We start from the raw sequence: 19,478 nt of genomic DNA, 5'->3' as shown, positions 1-19,478 counted from the left end.
AGGTGTTGTCTATTCTAAATCAATAATAAACAACTTTACAATACATAATACCACAAATATTGCTAAAAAAACACCATTTAGAAAAAGTTAATAACTAAGTTACATACCCTAAATGCGTCTAAAAATCGAAAAGTTATTACAGTGAAGATAGCTTTTGATTTTAGGGGTGAAATAAGGTATGGAAATAAACAATTTATCAAAAGATCTTGGATTAAGAAAAATCGGACCACTTAAATTCAAAGAAGATGATAATCTCTATAAGAAGTTCCAAAAATTGACTAAGTATATTTACAAAAATGGTGAGTGGAACAGCCAAGATATCCAAAAAGCAATAAAAAAGATGTTTGAGTATCGTGTTAGAAAGAAAACAGGAAGGCTAGAAAAAATACCGCTAGATGATCCTAGAATACCATCTTATCGTGTTACAGAAGGATTTCAGGGAGAATGTTACGAATATAGTTGGGATAGTAGTATAGGGGCTATATTTAGAACATATGTATTTGTTGATCCAACTAATCACTCAGGAGCAAAACATGCGAAACGTTTTAATGCACCTAATATATTTGGACGAATCAGAAAAATAAGTAGGAATTCAATTTACGATAAAGAAGGTATGATGTTCAACGTTGATCGCTTAGTAGGATTTAACAAGGCAGAGGAAGTATTGTTACAAGGCTTCAAAGAACAAAAATCTCAGCTTGATTTTAAGCAAGAAGAAATTGAACAATATCTACGTATGCTAGTTGACCCGGCACTAGCAAGTAAAAAGTATGCTGGATTATTTACAAAGAATAATCGACATTATGGGGCGATAGCAGATTTTATTGAAGGTTATATTGACAACGTCTATGAAATTGTGGTGCAACATGATTATGAAAAGAAACTTGAGAGTCAATTTAGGGCAGATCCGTCGACAACAAAGCTAAATATCAATGAAGAAACTCAACGAGCTATGAATAATACAGAACTCAAACAGTACTTCAGCTTTGTTGAGTTAGATAATGAGGTGGATCTTAAACGTTTCAAGGATTTTGAAACTGAAATGCACCGTGTTCAAAGTGTATTACCAACGGTAGAAGGGATCAAACCTGATCTGAGACTAAGAAAATTGGGCAATTATAAAGCGTTAGGGCTATATTTCTCTTTTAACAAAACAATAACATTAGATTTTAGAAGTGGTTCTACAAAGAATCGTGGCGAATATCGTCCAAGTCAACCCGGTATACAGGCTTTTGTCCATGAGTATGGTCATTATTTGGATTATAACTTATCAAAAGACAAAGGGATTATGAGTAATTTGAGCTTAGAGCCTGAGTTCAAGAAGATCATAGACAAATATGTAGAACAACTGAAGGTCAACGGCATTTACGATTACTCACATGGTAAAATAGAGCACTATTATGCAGTTCCTACCGAGGTTTTTGCGCGTTCTTTTGAGGTATACGCTTTTGACAAAGGTTTGAGAAGCTCACTCATGAAGAGGAATTATAATCGAGATCTCGAATATGTGAGTTTTACACCAGAAATAAAAGAAGAAATCACAAAATATTTTGATGAAAAAGTCCCCGGATTTAGCGAGCGGATACGATTATTGGTTGAAAAAGAAAAAGTTGAAGAACAAGGAACGGATAAAAGCCACATTAAAGTTGAAGACACGAAAAAAGAAGGACGAGAATATACGCCTTATTTAGAGCAAGGAGCTCAAGGCAGCGGGCTACCCGAACAAGAAGACTTGTTCCATAAATTTGATCGTCCTTCTATGGATAATTCTAGCATAAGTGACGAGTACAATGTAGTAGAAAACAGTGAAAAAGGCGTAAAAAAAGAAGGACCAAATTACACGCCTTATTTACAGTCCGAAACTGAGGGCAACGGGCTACCCGTCCAAGATAACTTGGACCCTGAATTTCACAGTCCTCCTACTACTAATTTTAACATGGATTCAGAGAAAGTGCCACGAAGAATTAGGGCATATCATGTTGCTAATAGTAAAGAATTATCGTTATTAAATCAAAATTCTGAAAAAATATTAGAAGTGGCAGATTTCTATAACGATAAACTTTCTGATGGTTTTGTTCACTATATTTATAAGCAAGATAATAAACTTAAAGATTTTAAAATCAAATATGGCAAGGAAAATTTTTCTCATTTATTAGGTATCAAATTCGCTAATAAAACATCTAAGCAGATACTGGAAGATTTGGTAAATAGGCGACTAAATCAAGAGGCTATATTTGTTAAAAATGATGGAACAACATTTAAAAAATTAAACGTTATAGAGTCGTTAAAAAAGATCACTGATTCGAATACTATTGCATTAAATGACTTGGGTCAAATTACACAAGCAAGTAAACTTAGATTCAATGATGCCTTAAAGACTTCCGATAATAATTTATTGTTAGCTATTAAAGATTTTGAACCTGAACTTTTTAGGCCATACTCTTTGATGAATTTGAAAAATGCAAGAGGAACTACACTAGAATATTTAGACGTTCCTGAGAATACAGTATTAGCGGTTTTGGCAGAAACGCGTAGTGAATTTGGTGGAGTAAGCATAGGTACTTTGTCAATTAATCATGATTACGTTAAAAGTGCAGCTGATACCATGGAAATTATCGACATAATGAATAAATTGAGTATCAGGAAACTTGAAGAAATAGAGCAATCGCAAGAAAAGAGTAACGAAGAAAAGCCATCGGACGAATCAATTGAGAACCTTGTTACCGAAAGGAATAAGGAAGTGTCTAAACAACAAAAAATAAGTGCTAAAGAGATCGATTATGCCAAGTCCGAAAAGATCCTAGCTGTTGCGCAACATTTAGGTATCCAGTTGATATCTGATAAAGGAAAATATTACTGGGAACAAGAGCCGAGCTTTGTGATCGACCCAAAGTCGAATTTATTCAAGTGGACAGATAGAGAGATATATCATGGCGATCCAGTAGCATTAGTTAAAGAAATAAAACGGGTCGATTTTAACGAGGCCGTTAAGTATCTCAATGAAAACCAGATAGATAAATTTGATATTGAGAAAGTTAAATATCGCTTAAAAGATCAATCTAAGGCGATCGAATCAAAACAAGTTACAACCGAAAAACAAGGACACCATGATACAGACAAAACTTCCAAAGTTCCTAAACGGGTCAATAAAGAACAGATCATTAAGGCTAGAAATCGTAATATCCTAGAAGTTGCTCAAAATTTAGGGATCAACTTACGTAAAACTGGCCAGACATATGTTTGGATTGAGCATGATTCATTTGTCATTTTTCCAAAGACAAATACGTATTCTTGGTTTTCTAAAGATGAAGTTGGAAAAAATCCGATCGATTTAGTACAGAGCTTTAATGGTGCAGACTTTAAGCAAGCAGTTGCTTATTTGAATGATATTGAATTATCTAGTTTTGATGAAGCAAAGATTGATGTAGAGCCACAAAAACCATTCAAATATTTGTTAAGAGATAGTTCAGATGTAAGTAAGTTAAAAGATTATTTTGAAAACGAACGTGGCATCAGCCAAAGTACGGTACGTGACTTCCTTCAAAGCGGTGTAATTGCACAAGCCAATAGGATCCATCAAAATGAATTTGAACCAGTTGTAGTATTCAAGCACAGAGATTCTGATGGAAATATCGTAGGTGCTAGCCTACAGGGCATCAAAGAAAATTATGTTCGCTATCCAACAAAAGGTCGCTTAAAAGAGATAATTTCTAATAGCAAGAGAAACTGGGGAATTACTTACAACTGCGGAATAGAACCTAATGAAGATACCTTCAAATTGATTTTCTTTGAAGCACCGATCGATTTAATGAGCTATTATGAGCTTCATAAAGACAGCTTAAAAGGAACACGTCTTGTTGCCATGAACGGATTAAAAGAGAATACGATCGGAAATCATTTGGTTGAAAGCTTTGGATTCAAAGGAACGCTCCAAAAATTTAATGATACTCTTATCAAAAATGGTTTAACCAAAGAAGATGTTTTGAATCGTATTCCAAAGATAAAATTAGCGGTCGATAATGATGCAAAAGGTCGAGAATTTGTCGAAAAGATGCAACGTAAGTATCCGTTAGTTCCTTTTGAGGCTGAACTTCCACCAATATTGGAAGGACGTGAGAAAACGGATTGGAATGATTATTTAAAGGCTAAAAAAACTGGTAATATTGTGATAGATAAGCCACAAGTAGAAAAAGAAACTCAAAAAGAGATCGAGCCTAAATCACAAGAACAAGAGAGTAACGAAATTCAAAAATTTAGTCTTGAAAATGCAACCGCTAAAGAAGTTAGCAATCATGCCATGGAACTGATCCGTGAGTTCAGTCGAGATCCAGCTGTTTGGGACGAATATATGACAATGTTAGGTAATTTCTCAGGATATTCACCGCGAAATGTTGCCTTGATCTATGAACAAGCAAAAGATGCAAAGATGGTTGGGACGTATAATGAGTGGCAAATGCGACATGAGCAGTATAAATTAACAAAAGAAGATGTTGTTTTTGATCCAGAACTAGCTAAGCGGTATGAAGAAAAAGGTCAAGAAATTGAGCAGAAGCTATCGATCAAAGCAGGTGAAAAAGGCAAGATAACTCTCTTCAGAGTAGCTAAAGAATGGTGCTTACCACGAACTGATGAACAAGGAAATGTAATTTTAGATAGTGAAGGCAAGATAAAATATAAAAAATATCATGCTACACAGCTCACAAAGTTAGAGAAGAGCATGATCAAAGAGGAGAAAATAAAACCGATAGCCTTTCCCAAACGAGATAAGCAGGGGAAGTTTATTTTTCAGAAATATAAAGTCTTTGATATTGAGCAAACTAACTTGAAGAAAGAATCTTACGGTAAGGTTGTTAATAAGCATCAATATGATTATGAAGCTGAATCAAGTAAGCTTTACAAAATAAGCTATGCGCTTAAAGATTACGCTAAAAATAACCATATTGACTATCGAATAGATAAAAGGAAATTAACAGGACTACCTCAAACTGTTAAAGGAATTTATCAAAACGATGGGAAAAGTGCTAAAGTTCTTATGAATAAAAACTTGGATTTTAAAGAAAGTTTAGGAACAGCGATACGACTATTAAGTCATGCTGCTATCGATAATCAGTATCAAGGGAAGGTGGAAAATTTTCATCGTGGACTTGAAGCAGAGATCGTAGGGCATGCGGTGGCAGCACATTTTGGTTTACCAACTGAAAAAAGATTTTTAAAGGAAATGTCAGCAAGACTTCAAAAGCTTTCTGACAAAGAGCTCACTAAATCTTTGAATCGTGCTTTTTCTTCAAGTAGTGAACTTATCAACCAAATTGCTAAGTATAGCGAGACGCCAAAACGAGAACGTGATCGTCGGACAACTAAAAAACAAAATCAAAGTAAAACACGTTCAATATAATTATCCTAAAAAACTGCGGTTTTCAGAATCATGTTTTAATATAAACATGGTTTGAGCCACAGTTTTTTTGTGTGAAGGGAATGATGATTTTTTGACAACAGTTATTTTAGCGGAAAAGCCTAAACAAGCAGCATCATATGCTAAAGCATTTAGTGAGAGCACTAGAAAAGATGGTTATTATCAAGTCAGCGACAGAATTTTACCTGACAAAACATTTCTAACATATGGTTTTGGCCATTTAGTTGAATTATCTAAGCCAGAATACTATGGTAAAACAGGTATGAGTTTAGAAAATCTACCAATTTTTCCTGATAAATTTCACTATGATGTTACTGAAGATTCAAGTAAGCAATTCTATATTGTAAAAGATCTATTGGAAAGGGCAGATACGATCGTAGTCGCAACTGACTGTGATCGTGAGGGTGAAAATATTGCATGGTCGATCATGAAAAAAGCTAAGATCGATACAAGTAGCAAGGAAATCAAGCGGTTATGGATCAATTCTTTAGAAAAAGCGGTGATCCGACAAGGTTTTAGTAGTTTAAAAGATGATCGAAATTATTATAAATACTATCTTGAGGCTGAGGCAAGGAAGAAAAGCGATTGGTTAGTCGGAATGAATCTGACAGAACTATACTCAATTCTTTTGCAAAGACATGGATTAAATAAAATTCTCAGCGTTGGTCGCGTTCAAACACCGACATTATACATGATAGAACAGCGAGACAGATCGATAGCTGAATTTAAATCCAGTGATTATTATGAATTAGAAATCGAATCAACGGACTTAAAGCCCAAATTTACAGCAAAATTAAGTCCTTTACAACGTTTTGAAGATCAAAATAGTCTAAATGTTTTTAAACAAGCTAAAGGACTTGAGAATGGCGTAAATCATGCAACGGTCAAAAGTATTGAAAACGAACAAAAGGCAACACCAAGCCCCATGTTGTTTTCGTTATCAAGTTTACAATCAGAAGTCAATCGGCGTTTTAAGGCTAGTGCAAGTGAGACTTTAGCTGCAGTACAAAATCTTTATGAAGCCGGACTGTTGTCTTATCCGCGTACAGATTGTAACTATATCACACAAGCTGAATATGATTACCTCAAAGAAAATATTCAAAGATATGGTGCTTTGATCGATAGTAGCTTAAAATTTACTCAGCTTGAAGCTAAAAAGCGTTACGTTGATGGTAATAAAGTTCAAGAGCATTATGCGATCATTCCAACTAAGCAAGTAGCGAGTCAGGAACAGTATGATGAATTCTCTGAACTCGAAAAAAAGGTCTACTGGTTAGTAATATCAACAACTATTGCAATGTTTTTAGAACCTTATCGGTACAATGAAACGAGCATAGTTTTTAACTTAGGTCAGCTAGAATTTGTAACTAAAGGAAAAACATTGATCGATCAAGGGTGGAAAAGACTTTTTGGCGTTAAACAATCGGATACTGATCTACCTTCGTTGGATATAGGTCAAAATGTGATAGTTGAATTAAGGGAAATCAAGAAACAAACTAAGCCACCAAAAGCTTATACAGAAGGAACTTTGATCACAGCTATGAAAACAGCTGGAAAGACGCTGAGTGACAAAAAAGCTCAAGCAATCTTGAAAGATGTCAAAGGGATCGGCACAGAAGCAACACGAGCAAATATTATCAGCGGTTTACAAAAGAAGGGCTACCTTGTAAATAAGAAGAATGAACTTCATGTGACCGATCTAGGTAAAATTTTATGTCGGGCTGTTGAGAGCTCTAGATTACTGACTTCGGTCGAAATGACTGCTAAATGGGAAGAAAAGTTACAGCAGATAGGTAAGGAAAGTTATTCGCAGGAAGCATTTTTAGATCAAATCAAAAAGTTTATTAGCGAGTTATTATTACGAGTTCCAGGGACAGTCGAAAATGATGTCAGACTAAAAGAAGAAGTAGCAAAAGTGGCAGCAGAGGACGCAATCGATGTTTGTCCAAAATGTCGTCAAGGACAGGTAATTGATAAAGGGAAATTTTACGGCTGTAGTAATTATGATAAAAGTGGCTGTCGCTTTAGTATCTCAAAGGGTTTAATGCAACAAAGTTTCTCTAAAGAAGACATTAAAAAATTACTTGCTGGTAAAAAAACGAGTGTGATCAATGGCCTAGTCGGAAAAAAGGGTAAAGCTTTTTCAGCTAGATTTTTTTTAGATGATAATGCAGAACTTAAATTGGAATTTGCATCAAAGAAGCGTTTTAGCAAGAGGAAAAAATAATTGGAGGATTGAAAATGTTAGTTGAAGCTATTGTAAAAGGTGTTAGTTTAGAAAATATGGGGCCACACGTGCAAAGTACTTTTGTGCTTACGATCGAGATTTTGGGATCGAATGGAACAGAACTGAGAGTTCCGATCGATCGTAGCCACGCGTTCAACTATCAGTTAGGTCAAAAAGTCCGCTATTCAATCGAAGCACTTGATCAAAAATTTTATATAGCTAGAGGCCCAGAAAATTATGATTTGATAGATCAACCAGATATTTCTATACCAGATGAACCTGATGACGAAAAAAATGATGATTATGATGACTACGATGATCACGATTCCGAAGAAACTGAGCAAACGATCGAATCTGTTTTAGATGATAAATCAGACGAAATGAGTGACGAAGAAATTGCACGTAAAGTAGGTAAGACCAAAGAGAGTAAAAATGAACCAGCGCTTGCTCCGAAAGTTGAAAATACAGAGATTAAAAATTTGACTGAAAGTGAATATCAAGAGCAAAAGGATACGAAAACGACTACTGAAGCTTTAGACACTTCTGAAACTAATAAATCTCAAACAGTATCTGATCATCAGGAAGCCCAGACTGACTCATTACCTAAAGAAAATCAAACATACAAAGATGAAACAGCTGACAAATCAGAGAGTGAAGCTGTAAAACCAATAGGTGGTATGATGGGCGGATATCCAGATAGTGAAGATGTTTATGACGACGATGATGAAGATGAAGAATAAGACACATAATGGAAAGTGGTATTGTGACTAGCAAGACGCCTTATTTAGATAAATATACTGAAAATTTAACAGAGAAAGTTCGTGCCTATCCTGCTGAGCATGAGGTCTTTGGTCGTGAATCTGAGATCGAACAGGTTATTACGTCGTTATTGCGCAAAACGAAAAACTCGCCATTATTGATTGGTGAAGCTGGTGTGGGTAAAACGGCGATTATTGAAGGACTGACATTAAGGATAGAACGTCAAAAAGTCTCACCTAAATTAGCTGGAGTAACAGTTAGATCACTAGAGTTAGCTACCATCTCAAATAATATAGAAGGTGGTTTCATTGAAAAATTCAAGAATATTATTGATGAGTTGATCAAAACTAAAGGTGAAAACTTATTGTTTATCGACGAGATCCATACTTTGATAGGAGCAGGTAGTAGCAATGGAAGTGCCTTAGATGCGGGAAATATATTGAAACCTGCTCTAGCACGTGGAGCAATCCAATTGATAGGTGCAACAACGATCGATGAATACCATGAGACGATTGAAAATGATCGCGCTTTGCAACGTCGCTTTCAAAATATTCAGATCGATGAACCGTCAACACCACAAGCGATCGAAATCTTAACTGGAGCTAAACCAGTATTTGAAAAATATCATGATGTTGTGGTCACAAAAAGTGCTTTGAGACAGGCAGTCTTATTATCGGTGCGTTATTTGCCTGATTATTTTTTACCAGACAAAGCATTCGATCTACTCGATGAAGCCTGTACGGTAGCTTCAATAAATGGCAAGAAAAAAGTCACACGCAAGCAGATTGCTGAGGTCTTGAAACGAAGGACAGGGATACCGGTAACCACGATTTTGAAAGACGAGTCCAAACGTTTGGAAAAGATCGAAGAGCGTTTAAAGCGACGAGTTAAAGGACAAGATTTTGCAGTCAAAACAGTCGCTGATGTCGTGACGGTCGCTAAAGCAGGCCTACAAGATGAGACTAAACCTCTATCAACACTACTTTTTTTAGGGACAACAGGTATTGGTAAGACAGAGCTGGCAAAAGGACTAGCCGAAGTCATGTTTGACGATGAGAATGAAATGATCCGCCTAGATATGTCAGAATATTCTCAAAAAGGTTCTTCCTTGAAGTTGATCGGAACTAGGAAGACAAAAGGGGTATTAACGGAAGCTGTTAAGCATAAACCATATTCAATCGTCTTATTTGACGAATTGGAAAAAGCTGATCGCGAAGTGCACGATTTACTTTTGCAGATATTAGATGATGGACGATTGACTGATGGAACAGGACGTTTGGTATCTTTTAAAAATACGATCGTAATCATGACGACAAATATCGGGGCAGAAAGGATCAAGATCAATGCAGAACTGAAAGGAAATGTTGGTCAACTAAGCTTACGTGAGTATCAGCAATTTATTGCTTCAATGGATCTTGAGTTACAAAATGAATTTCGCCCTGAATTTATCAACCGAATTGAGCACAAAATAATCTTTCAAATGCTAGATAAGGCTGTTATCCGACAGATCGCTAGCAAAAATTTAGAACTATTAAATAAACGCATGGCAAAACAAGGAGCATACCTAATCTATGATGATAAGTTACTAGACTATTTATCCGATAATGGGACGGATCTAAATAATGGTGCTCGCCCCATAGCACGGTTGATTGACCAGACAATTTTAGCACCGATAGCACGGGAGCTGGTAACTATTGAAAAAGATAAAAATAAGCTCTATGAATTTAGGATCAAAGTTATCGGGAAGGCTCCTAACCAAATAGATGAATTAGTTGACCAAAGAAGATTAGCTTTTGATCTAAATGTTCTTGATAAAAATTAACTTTGTCTCACGTCATTTTGGCGTGAGCTTTTTTGTCCCAAAAAATACAGAATTTTAATTACTTGGTAAAGTTTTTTTGCTTCAAATTTGAGGCAAAAATATTATCGAGGAGGATTCTATATGAATTCAAGTTTTTTGTTAGCGACTAAGGCTAAAATTTTGAACGCAACGATGGTCTTAGGCGATGCCGATCCGTTTCAAGGTGTAGGTAATTTAGCTAAGGATTGGACAGGACGTTCAATCGCAGCAGGTCTGTTAGTATTAGCACTTGGTGCAGCTATCACGCTGATTGTCTTTGGCTTTGGCGGTGACCAACTCAGAAATAAGATGAAAGCTAAATTAGGATATATTGTCTTAGCTGTTATTGGTTTGTCAGCCATCGTAGGTGGAATCCCATGGTTGTATAACATGGGTAAGCAATGGTTTGGAGCGTGATCTAAATGTTTATCGGGAGTTCGATCAAAAAAATTAAAGATAATGATTTTTTGAGGGTCAAGTGGGGTAGTAAGGACAATATAATCAAAGAAGCAGTTGCACAACTAAACGAACAGGCTCAATCGCGAACAGATAACAAGATCAAAAGTTCCTATCCTAAATATCTAACCTTTCTTCAAGCTGAAAGCCTATTTCAAATGATTCAGCAACTAACAGAAGATCGAGAACCAATTGTTATCGAGAAACTTGAACTGGTTCATCAGGAAAATGGCAAACCAACTAGCAATCATGAGGCTTATGCTACAAAAATCAGGCTAGATGATAATTATATTTGCTTATTGGAACCATTGTTGATCGCAGTTTTTTCAAATAAAGATAGGGGCTTTGAAAAAGCTACCTACGAAGAAAAATGTGATTACTTCGCGGAATCTATTTTTCAAAGCTACATTGATTCGGTCGGGATCGATCCAAAATACTTACCACTATTACCAAGTGAAGCTTCTGTGACTGAGGCAATAGAGAATAAACAAGATATTGAGATCGGGTTTGATTATGAATTTCCTCTTCTGATTACTGAAATTGATGGAGAAGAATTGACTGAAGAGACGTCTGAGGGAGATGTTGCTGAATTTTTTAATAGTGAGATCGAGTCTAATGAGGCGATGGAATCTGTCAATAACATAGTAGAACAGACTACTGATCCGTTTGATTATCAACCTGAAATGCTTGGAACTAATACAAAAATAACGGAAGCTGAGCCACCAAAACCAACTATGATGAAAGATCCTCAACCGATAACGGATCAAAAAGAAAATAGTGATATTCAAACAGATAGCTCCGAGTTACAGTTGGATTTTCCTTTGTTTGATCTAAAGGAATTTTCCAAGGCTAATTACGCTCCATATGAAGATGAATACGTTGAATGGAAATTAAATGAATTTAAGCGAGAGGCTAATCAATATTTATTACAACGTTGCCAGGTTGCAACACGTTACTCTAATGATGTTATCAAAGATAAACTAGCTAGATTCGAGAATGCAGAATATTTGAAGATCAAACAAGAGATAGATGCTAAAGACGATCGCGCTAATCTAAAAAATAAGATCGTTAAGGAAACAAAAGCAAGCGAATTACAAGAGTTAGAACAACAAGAAAATTTATTAGATAAAGAGCGATTATCTGCTTTAGAACAAGAAAAACAGCGACATCAGGCTAAGAATCGGGAAATAGAGACTGATTTCGAAAGCCGAAAACATGCTTTGAAACATGACCTACATCAGAAATTCTTTATTCAGGCTGATCAACGCTATAAAGAGGAATTACTGGCAGCTAACGGTCAACTCGAACGCATGTTGCAAAGTAGATTAAACGATTTAGAGATTAGAAAATTAGCAAAGAAAGAGTCATTGATCGATCAAGCAAAACAAGAGACCGATAATATTGGGCGCCAGCTTTTCGATAGTAAGAAAGCTAAATTAGAGCGTCTAAAGCCACTTATTTTACATGAATACAGACAGGCTAAAAAAGAATACCTGATCAAGCAAGCGCAAGAATTACGTCAAAAAGAACGTGAAGATACACTTAAGACAAATGAGCAATTACGAGATCAAGTCAAAGAATTGCTAGATTCTAATGCTAAGGCAAAAGAAAACAACTATGAGACACAAAAACAGTTGATCGAAGAGAAGAAGCGAAGCTTGCAAGAACAAGCAGATTCGCTACTAAAGATTAAAGATGCTTTACATAGTGAATCATCGAAAAAAGAACCTATTGAGGAACAAAAAAATAAATCTAAAAATTGGTTATGGCCGACAGTTATAATCGTTAATTTGATGATTTTATTTGGTGGTTTCACTGTATATCAGCAGCAAACATCTCAAAAGCAAAGAACAGCTTTACAAGAAGCGTTGTCTAAACAACAAAAAAATATTACAGAGCTTAAGCGTCAACAAGCTTCGCTCAAAGCAAAAGAAAAATCCAGTCGTGAGAGCAAAAGTTCAGAAGAAAATAATAAAAGGCGCATGAGCGAAATGGAAAAAGAACTTAATGAGTTGAGAGGAAGTCAAGCTGAAAACTCAGATATAACTAAAGCAGAAGAAACTAAGTAGGTGATCAGATGTTTGAATTGATCAAAAATTTTTTATTTGGTGTGATCACTAAAGCCTTTCTAGCGTTTAGAACATTCTATGGGATTTTATTCATAATGTTATTAGTCTTTTTATTTTATATTGCTTGGCTTTACTGGAAAAATCGGAGTGATCGCCAACAAATAAAAATAAATTTTTCTTTGTTTAAGTGGTTCACTGAAGTGTTTATTAGTGTAGATCCTAGTGAGAACTTGATTCTAACGTTTATCAAGCAAATATGGGCACTTGTTTTTGCAACGATAAACATTTTAGCACTTTTGTTGATTGTAACTGGAGTGTATTTCTTGAATTTATTTCCTTTTTGGAATCGTAAGCGTAAGAAATTCAAAAAGGAAGTTAAACCTAAAATCAGGTTTCAAACAGGACGCTCATTTTTACTAATGGTAAGTGGTTTTGAAGCTATTGCGATACTATTGACGTGCTATCTATCGGGGATAGTGCGTGAGATATTGCATAGTTTATCAACTTTTTCGGTTGTGCATGACAGCTATACTTTTAATTTGAGTTATTTATATCTTGAACACTTATTTGATCTCAAGATTTTTTTAGAAACACCAATAATAGCTATCCCTTTGCTATTAGTTCTTAGTTTCCTAGCTTTTAAAGCAAGTTGGGTCAACTGGCAACAATACCGTGATTACAATAATCACGAATCAGGTGACGATCGCTTTGCAACATTAAAAGAGTTGAAGCATCAATACACTAAGATCGCAGATAGGGGAGAAAGATATGCTGGTGAATCTGGTGTCCCAGTAGCGCACATTAAAGCAAATACGCTTTCGGGTTTAAAGTTAGGCGCATTGATGCTTTATAATAATCGAACCTTTTCTAAAGTAATCGGTGAGATAGAAAGAAAAGCTGTTCTTAATCAGTACAAGGCAGGATATTACCTTATTGAACAACAAGCGTTAAATATGTTGATGGTTGGTACGACGCGTTCCGGTAAAGGTGAAGGCTGGGTCAATACGATAGTTGATATCACATCACGTGCTGAAAAACAATCCTCGCTTGTCGTCGGCGACCCTAAGCTAGAATTAGGTCAGATGGCATATAAAATATTGCGTAAACGTGGCTATGATGTACAGATCTTATCGTTTCAAAACATGGATTTCTCGATGTCCTATAATCCATTGATGTTAGCGATCGAGGCAGCTAAAAAAGGATATTATGAAAAAGTACAGGCTCGGGTAAATGCTGTAGCTGAAGCAATTTATCGTAAGCCTAAAAAGAATTCAAGTGGGAACGATGAGTACTGGGAAAATACATCGATCTCACTTTTTAATGCGATCACGATCGCTTTGATAGATCGAGCTAATGAGGCATATAAAGTCGGTGAAAAAGATGCGTGGGATACAGTTACGATCAGAAATGTTGTTACATTTCTGACTGAATTAGGATCTGAAATATCATATGTTGACGCTAATAATGAATCGGTAGATGCAGACGATGAGAATGCAATAAAGAAAAGTAGCTTAACACTTTATTTTGATAAACTGCGTGAAGCTAACGATATTAAACATTCAAAATTTCGTGAAATGGCTGATATCAACTACCGTGCTTCTGACTTTGCAGGTGAGGAAACGCGTGGAAACATCTATTCGAGTATGATGTCTGGATTAAATCTTTTTTTACAAGATAATATTGCTCGATTGACTTCCAAAAATACGATCGATCTTGTTAATTTTGGTAACCCACGTCGATTGACCTTAAGATTTAAAACGAATGAGGATCCTGAGCTGCCTAATAGGTATGCATATCAAAGAGCAACTCTAAATTTCTATGAAGTTAGTAATCAACGATTGGGAGAGAAAAGAAAGTCTAAACTGATAATCAAGAACGCGCGTGCTACGATCGATGAAGCTGGGTATATGACGTATGTGGTCGAAAAAACGTTACCTAAACGTTTCAAGATCGAAGTGACTTTCAAAGATAGAGTCAATGATTCTAAGATCTGGGATCACAAATATCTGTTTGAAGGTGAAAAGGTATATAAAAAAGAAAAATCAGGACGCAGAAATAAGCGTATGCGATATGCTCTTGATGAATATACACGTAAAAAGATCCTTGCAGGAGTTGCAGTTAAAGTTTTACAAAAACCCCAAGATACAGTCATAGACGAAAAAAGCATCGATTTTGTTTATTCGGAAAAGCCGATCGCGTTATTTATCGGTATTCCGCCTAATAGAAATGAATATGGCCCGCTTGCAACATTGTTGATCGACCAACTATTCAATGCTAATTACGAAGTAGCTCTTGAAGCAGGACGAAAGAATGTTCGGAGAGTCCATTTTCTTTTAGACGAGTTTACCAATCTGCCAGCTATTCCTAAAATCGGGCAAAAATTATCGATCGCTGTGGGGCAGAATTTCCAATTTACCCTATTTATTCAAGCGATTGCTCAGTTGATTGAAAATTATGGTAATGAAGAAACGAATACTATCATGGGTAATTGTTCGTTGATGGGGCTGATCAAGACGAGTTTGTATGAAACAAATGAGATATTCAGCAAAATGTTAGGTAAGAAAACAGTTACTATACGTGATAAAGCAACTAATCCTCTTAAAGAAGCAAATCCACATATCAATGAGAAAGCAACTGAACAGGATCTGATGACTCCTACGCAATTAGCAAAGATGGAGTCTGGAGAAGCTGTTTTAGTACGGACGGTTAAAAGCCATGACCTTCAGGGGCATAAAGTAACTAATGACCCGATTCTATTGATGGGAAAAACAGAAATGCCAATGAGGTATATGTTCTTACATGAAGAATTTGATCAAAGTGTAGTTGCAGCTGATATTGCAGTAAGAGCTGAGCACAGCGGATTTGATTTAAATGAAGTTTCGATCGCGCCACGTAAGACTCTCAAAAAGATAGAAATCTGGACTAAAGGACTCCAGAAAACAGGACCTAAGATCCCATTTCCAATACGAGAATCAACGAAGATAGGGCCCGATTCTATCACTAAGGAAAAGGAACGGTTGATAGGTAAGGTTAGTTGATAATATCCTAAAAAATTCAGATATGGGTATTTAAGATAGCATGTAATACATGAAAGAAGAAGGTGAGAAAATACTTATGGATAGATTGTATGACTGGTTGATGAGTGCTGGAAATTTGATCAATCAAGCAGTAAACGGAGCATCAGGAAAAGTTGCAAATTTTACTAGTTTTTCAGATTTGATGAATACTATGGCCAAAAGTGGGTTCAACGGTAACATAACTGATCCAAATGAGATAAAAGCGGCCTTGTGGTTTTATCATCACTGGGGAAATTATTTGCAGCCTCAAGTAGGGATCTTATCATTTTTTTGGACAGTTCTCGGTTGGTTGGTGATCGCACTTTATAATGTGACTGCTGCACTTGAAAATGTCTTCAATAGTCTCTTTAAACTTTTTGGACTATTTGGCTATCTTAATGATCCGGGAACACTCGTAGGAAAATTTTACCAAGGTTTCCAAATACTCGGGATTGCGATTTTTACCCTATTAGCTGTTATTCAGTTAGTAATAAGCGTTTTTGGCAAGCCATTCAAATATAAAGACGCGATCTTACATCTAATGCTAGTAACAGGTGTTTGTGCAGTTTTGCCTTTTACGATCACGAAAGTATCTTCAGTACTGTATACTGACTTGACTAATAAAAATTATGGAATCGAAAATATTACGGGTAAAGATAACAAAAAAGATTCAGTTAAAGATACTCTAGCGATCCAACCAGTCAAAAATAATGTGACGGATATTATGCAACTAGTTAAAGATGATTTTAATACTAAGAAGTATCCATTAGATCGCTACGGAAATATTAAAGGAAATGGTAATTACAATGAAATTACTGATGATCCTAGTCAAAAAGATAGCGGTAATTTCATTACACATATCGATTTTGGAGCTAGTTTAGGCGCAACAGATACTGAAACCTTGGATAACCTTGAGAAGAATAAAAAAATGAAAGGTATAAAAGGCTTATTTTTACATTACCCTAGCGACACTGGCGTTGCAATCAAGTCAGTCAATGAACATCGGTTTGTTAGTGGAGCAAATTTAGCCGAAAAGGTCTATTCGCGTTATAAAACTAATTTTTTGGCAATCTATGCTCAGTATATAGTTTTGATCGTTTTATTGGCCATGATGTGTGTAAAAATGGTGACTTCTATTTTTGAGTTACTTGTAACTGGATTAGTTGCACCTATTCAAGGATATAGTTCCGTTACTTCAAGTAGTAAATTTAAGGAACTACTGCTAACGATCACAGGAACGATCGCAGGTATTTACTTTGAAGTGATCATTATGAGAATAGTCCTAGAAATTATGCGCGACTTTCCAACAATTGCTATGACGACTTATGATAACAATGGGAATGTTATCGGGAAGAGTGCAACCTTCTTTTCAGGTATGACACCATTTGAAAGTGCGATTGCTTCGATCGTAGTTTATCTAGGTCTATTCTTTGGTGCAATGCGCGGTGTAACTATCGTTGAACGATGGTTAGGAGTCTCAGTTGGCCAAAACGATATTGCTCAGCAGGTTATGGGTGGCATGATGGTTGCAAATGCGATGGGGCAAGGCGCAAAAGCTACTGGACAATTAGTCGCAGGTGTTGGCTCTAGTGCAACCTCTTTGGCTAAACAAACCCCAGATATGATGAAAAAGGCAGGTGGTGGATTAAGTCAAGCTACCGGCTTCGTCGCAGGTGTTGGAGATCAGGTGCAAAAACAAGGACTAAGAACTGTTGCTAAGTCAGGAATCATGAATGCTCATGATAAAGTTGCTGGAGGTTTGCAAGATAAAACCCAAGCAGTAGCTGATAGCATGAAAGAGTCATTTGGTAAAGGTGAAGAATTAGGGAATGAGGCACTGAAGAATAATTATCCTTCAGGTGACGACTATCTTAATAAGCGTGCTGATTTTTCTGATGAGACGCCAACAAATGACAATAGTAAAAACGAAAATAACCAAGACGGAACAGAGTATGGTTCGAATCCCGAAGATTCGGAAACCTTGGAAGGATTTACTGGTGGTGTGAGTGATAATATCAAGCCTCAAGATACTCCTGATGACAATGGCGTAGATGGTGAACCTCAGGGTGGTTTGAATCCAGATCAGTCAAAAGACGAATTTGACGATTTTGATGATGATGGAGGGATAACTGAAGCTGGTCTAGACAGAGAAGATGATTCAAGTGGCGGTCTACAAAATGGAACACCGCAAAGTTTAGAAGAAAGTGGATCACAGTCTAAGACACAAGGTTCAAAGAATGGTGGCTTACAAACTAATCCATCACAAGAATCAGAAGAAAGTAGACCACAAGCTGAAATATCGCAAAATCAAAGAAATGGTGGTTTACAAACTAATCCATCACAAGAATCAGAAGAAAGTAGACCACAAGCTGAAATATCGCAAAATCAAAGAAATGGTGGTTTACAAACTAATCCACCACAAGAATCAAAAGAAAGTGGTTTAGAGACGAATTTGTCTGAAAATACTCCTAATAAAAATGGAAGAATGACAAGTAGTGGGACTCAGGCAGTAGGTGAAGATCTTTCAAGCGGATTAAACCAAAATATAAAAAATGTTGCTGAGGAACAACCGTCATCGAGTCAGTCTCAAAATTCTCCTCAGAATCAATTAGTGACACACGAAGAGATGGAAAGAAAGATGAAACCATCTAACTTGCAAAAAGCTGGTCAAAATTATCAGCAAGCAAATGCAACACTGACTCAAGGTTTACAACAGATGACTTCAGCTAAGAGTCACATTAAAGGAAAACGGCATGATGAAGATCAATAGTTTACTGGACAAAAATATTGTACTTACGGGATCATTAAATGCTATGAAACGAGAGGAGGCGATAGATGAGATTAAGAAAAGTGGTGGACTGGTTCAAAATTTTGTAACTGATAAGACAGATATTTTAGTACTTGCGCCTAAACAATTAAATATCTTTGGGAGTGATGTTAGATCACGTAAGTTGATTAAAGCCGAGATACTAAAAGCAGGTGGTAGTAATATTGAGATCATTTCAGAAAAAGAATTTTTGAGCTTATTAAAAAAATAAATGTACTTCAATTTGACTGAAAGTCTCTGAGAATATGGTGTGATAGCCATGTTTTGGGAGGCTTATTGTTTTAGGAAAATATTTATTGTCAAGATAGAGGAATACAGTAGGAGGGAAAATGATTAATACTAGCTATGATTAAATGTAAAAGCCCTTCTGAGCACAATCAATTAGCTCAGAAGGGCTTTACTGTAATCAAAAATAAATAACGTAAGCTGGACAGGTCTTCCAGCCTCTCATAGACATTATAAGGTAGATTTTTACTGAAGGCAACATGACTTATTATAGGCTAAAAAATCACTCAGGATAGCCTAAGTGATTAAAAATTTATATAGGATATTGGAGTTGTTGAAAAAAAAAGATCCTTTACCTATAAGGAAAGGACCGACTCTCTACATACAATTATATCCATATATTTTTTCAAAATCAATGGTTAAAAAGTATATTTACTCAAAAAAATTTTCCTCTCTGGCGCACAATTTTTTTGCCCCGAAAAACACAAAATTTTTGATCTCTAGTATCGTGTCTTTATCAAAAAGAAAGGAGTTAAAAATTTTGACAGAGACTACTTTTAAAGGGAGTGATGTTGATCGGTTACGTGGACTATGTGTCATGTATCC

The 19,478-nt window shown here is 36.0% G+C and carries 9 protein-coding genes; all 9 read left to right on the top strand.

Features of this window, described 5'->3' with window-relative positions:
* Positions 1-178 precede the first annotated feature (178 nt).
* A complete protein-coding gene (locus tag QFX10_RS00270; RefSeq protein WP_280606296.1) occupies positions 179-5,395 on the top strand; it encodes a PBECR4 domain-containing protein in 5,217 nt (1,738 codons plus the stop codon).
* A 91-nt stretch (positions 5,396-5,486) separates the two neighbouring features.
* A complete protein-coding gene (locus QFX10_RS00265; protein ID WP_280606295.1) occupies positions 5,487-7,640 on the top strand; it encodes a type IA DNA topoisomerase in 2,154 nt (717 codons plus the stop codon).
* Between the two features lie 14 nt (positions 7,641-7,654).
* Positions 7,655-8,380 (top strand): hypothetical protein, encoded by a 726-nt coding sequence (locus tag QFX10_RS00260; protein ID WP_280606294.1) that lies wholly within the window; start codon positions 7,655-7,657, stop codon positions 8,378-8,380.
* Positions 8,381-8,388: 8 nt separating this feature from the next.
* Complete coding sequence (locus QFX10_RS00255; RefSeq protein WP_280606293.1) at positions 8,389-10,221, top strand: AAA family ATPase; 1,833 nt, start codon at positions 8,389-8,391, stop codon at positions 10,219-10,221.
* 120 nt (positions 10,222-10,341) lie between these two features.
* Positions 10,342-10,656, top strand: a complete 315-nt coding sequence (locus QFX10_RS00250) for a hypothetical protein (RefSeq protein ID WP_280606292.1) — start codon at positions 10,342-10,344, stop codon at positions 10,654-10,656.
* A gap of 5 nt (positions 10,657-10,661) precedes the next feature.
* On the top strand, positions 10,662-12,764 hold the full coding sequence (locus QFX10_RS00245) for a coiled-coil domain-containing protein (protein WP_280606291.1): 2,103 nt from the start codon (positions 10,662-10,664) through the stop codon (positions 12,762-12,764).
* 611 nt (positions 12,765-13,375) lie between these two features.
* Positions 13,376-15,802 carry a VirD4-like conjugal transfer protein, CD1115 family gene (locus QFX10_RS00240; protein ID WP_280606290.1) on the top strand — a complete coding sequence of 809 codons (2,427 nt, stop codon included), beginning with the start codon at positions 13,376-13,378 and terminating at the stop codon, positions 15,800-15,802.
* A 76-nt stretch (positions 15,803-15,878) separates the two neighbouring features.
* The gene (locus tag QFX10_RS00235) at positions 15,879-18,590 is read left to right on the top strand and encodes a pLS20_p028 family conjugation system transmembrane protein (protein ID WP_280606289.1); all 2,712 of its coding nucleotides are present in this window, start codon (positions 15,879-15,881) and stop codon (positions 18,588-18,590) included.
* Positions 18,574-18,858, top strand: a complete 285-nt coding sequence (locus QFX10_RS00230; protein WP_280606288.1) for a BRCT domain-containing protein — start codon at positions 18,574-18,576, stop codon at positions 18,856-18,858. The genes QFX10_RS00235 and QFX10_RS00230 overlap by 17 nt, the downstream gene beginning before the upstream one ends.
* Positions 18,859-19,478: the final 620 nt, after the last annotated feature.

The organism is Ligilactobacillus faecis (assembly GCF_029889745.1).
GTDB classification, from domain to species: Bacteria; Bacillota; Bacilli; order Lactobacillales; family Lactobacillaceae; genus Ligilactobacillus; species Ligilactobacillus faecis.
Note: the sequence above shows the minus strand (reverse complement) of the source record. Positions and strands in the feature narration are given on the sequence as shown.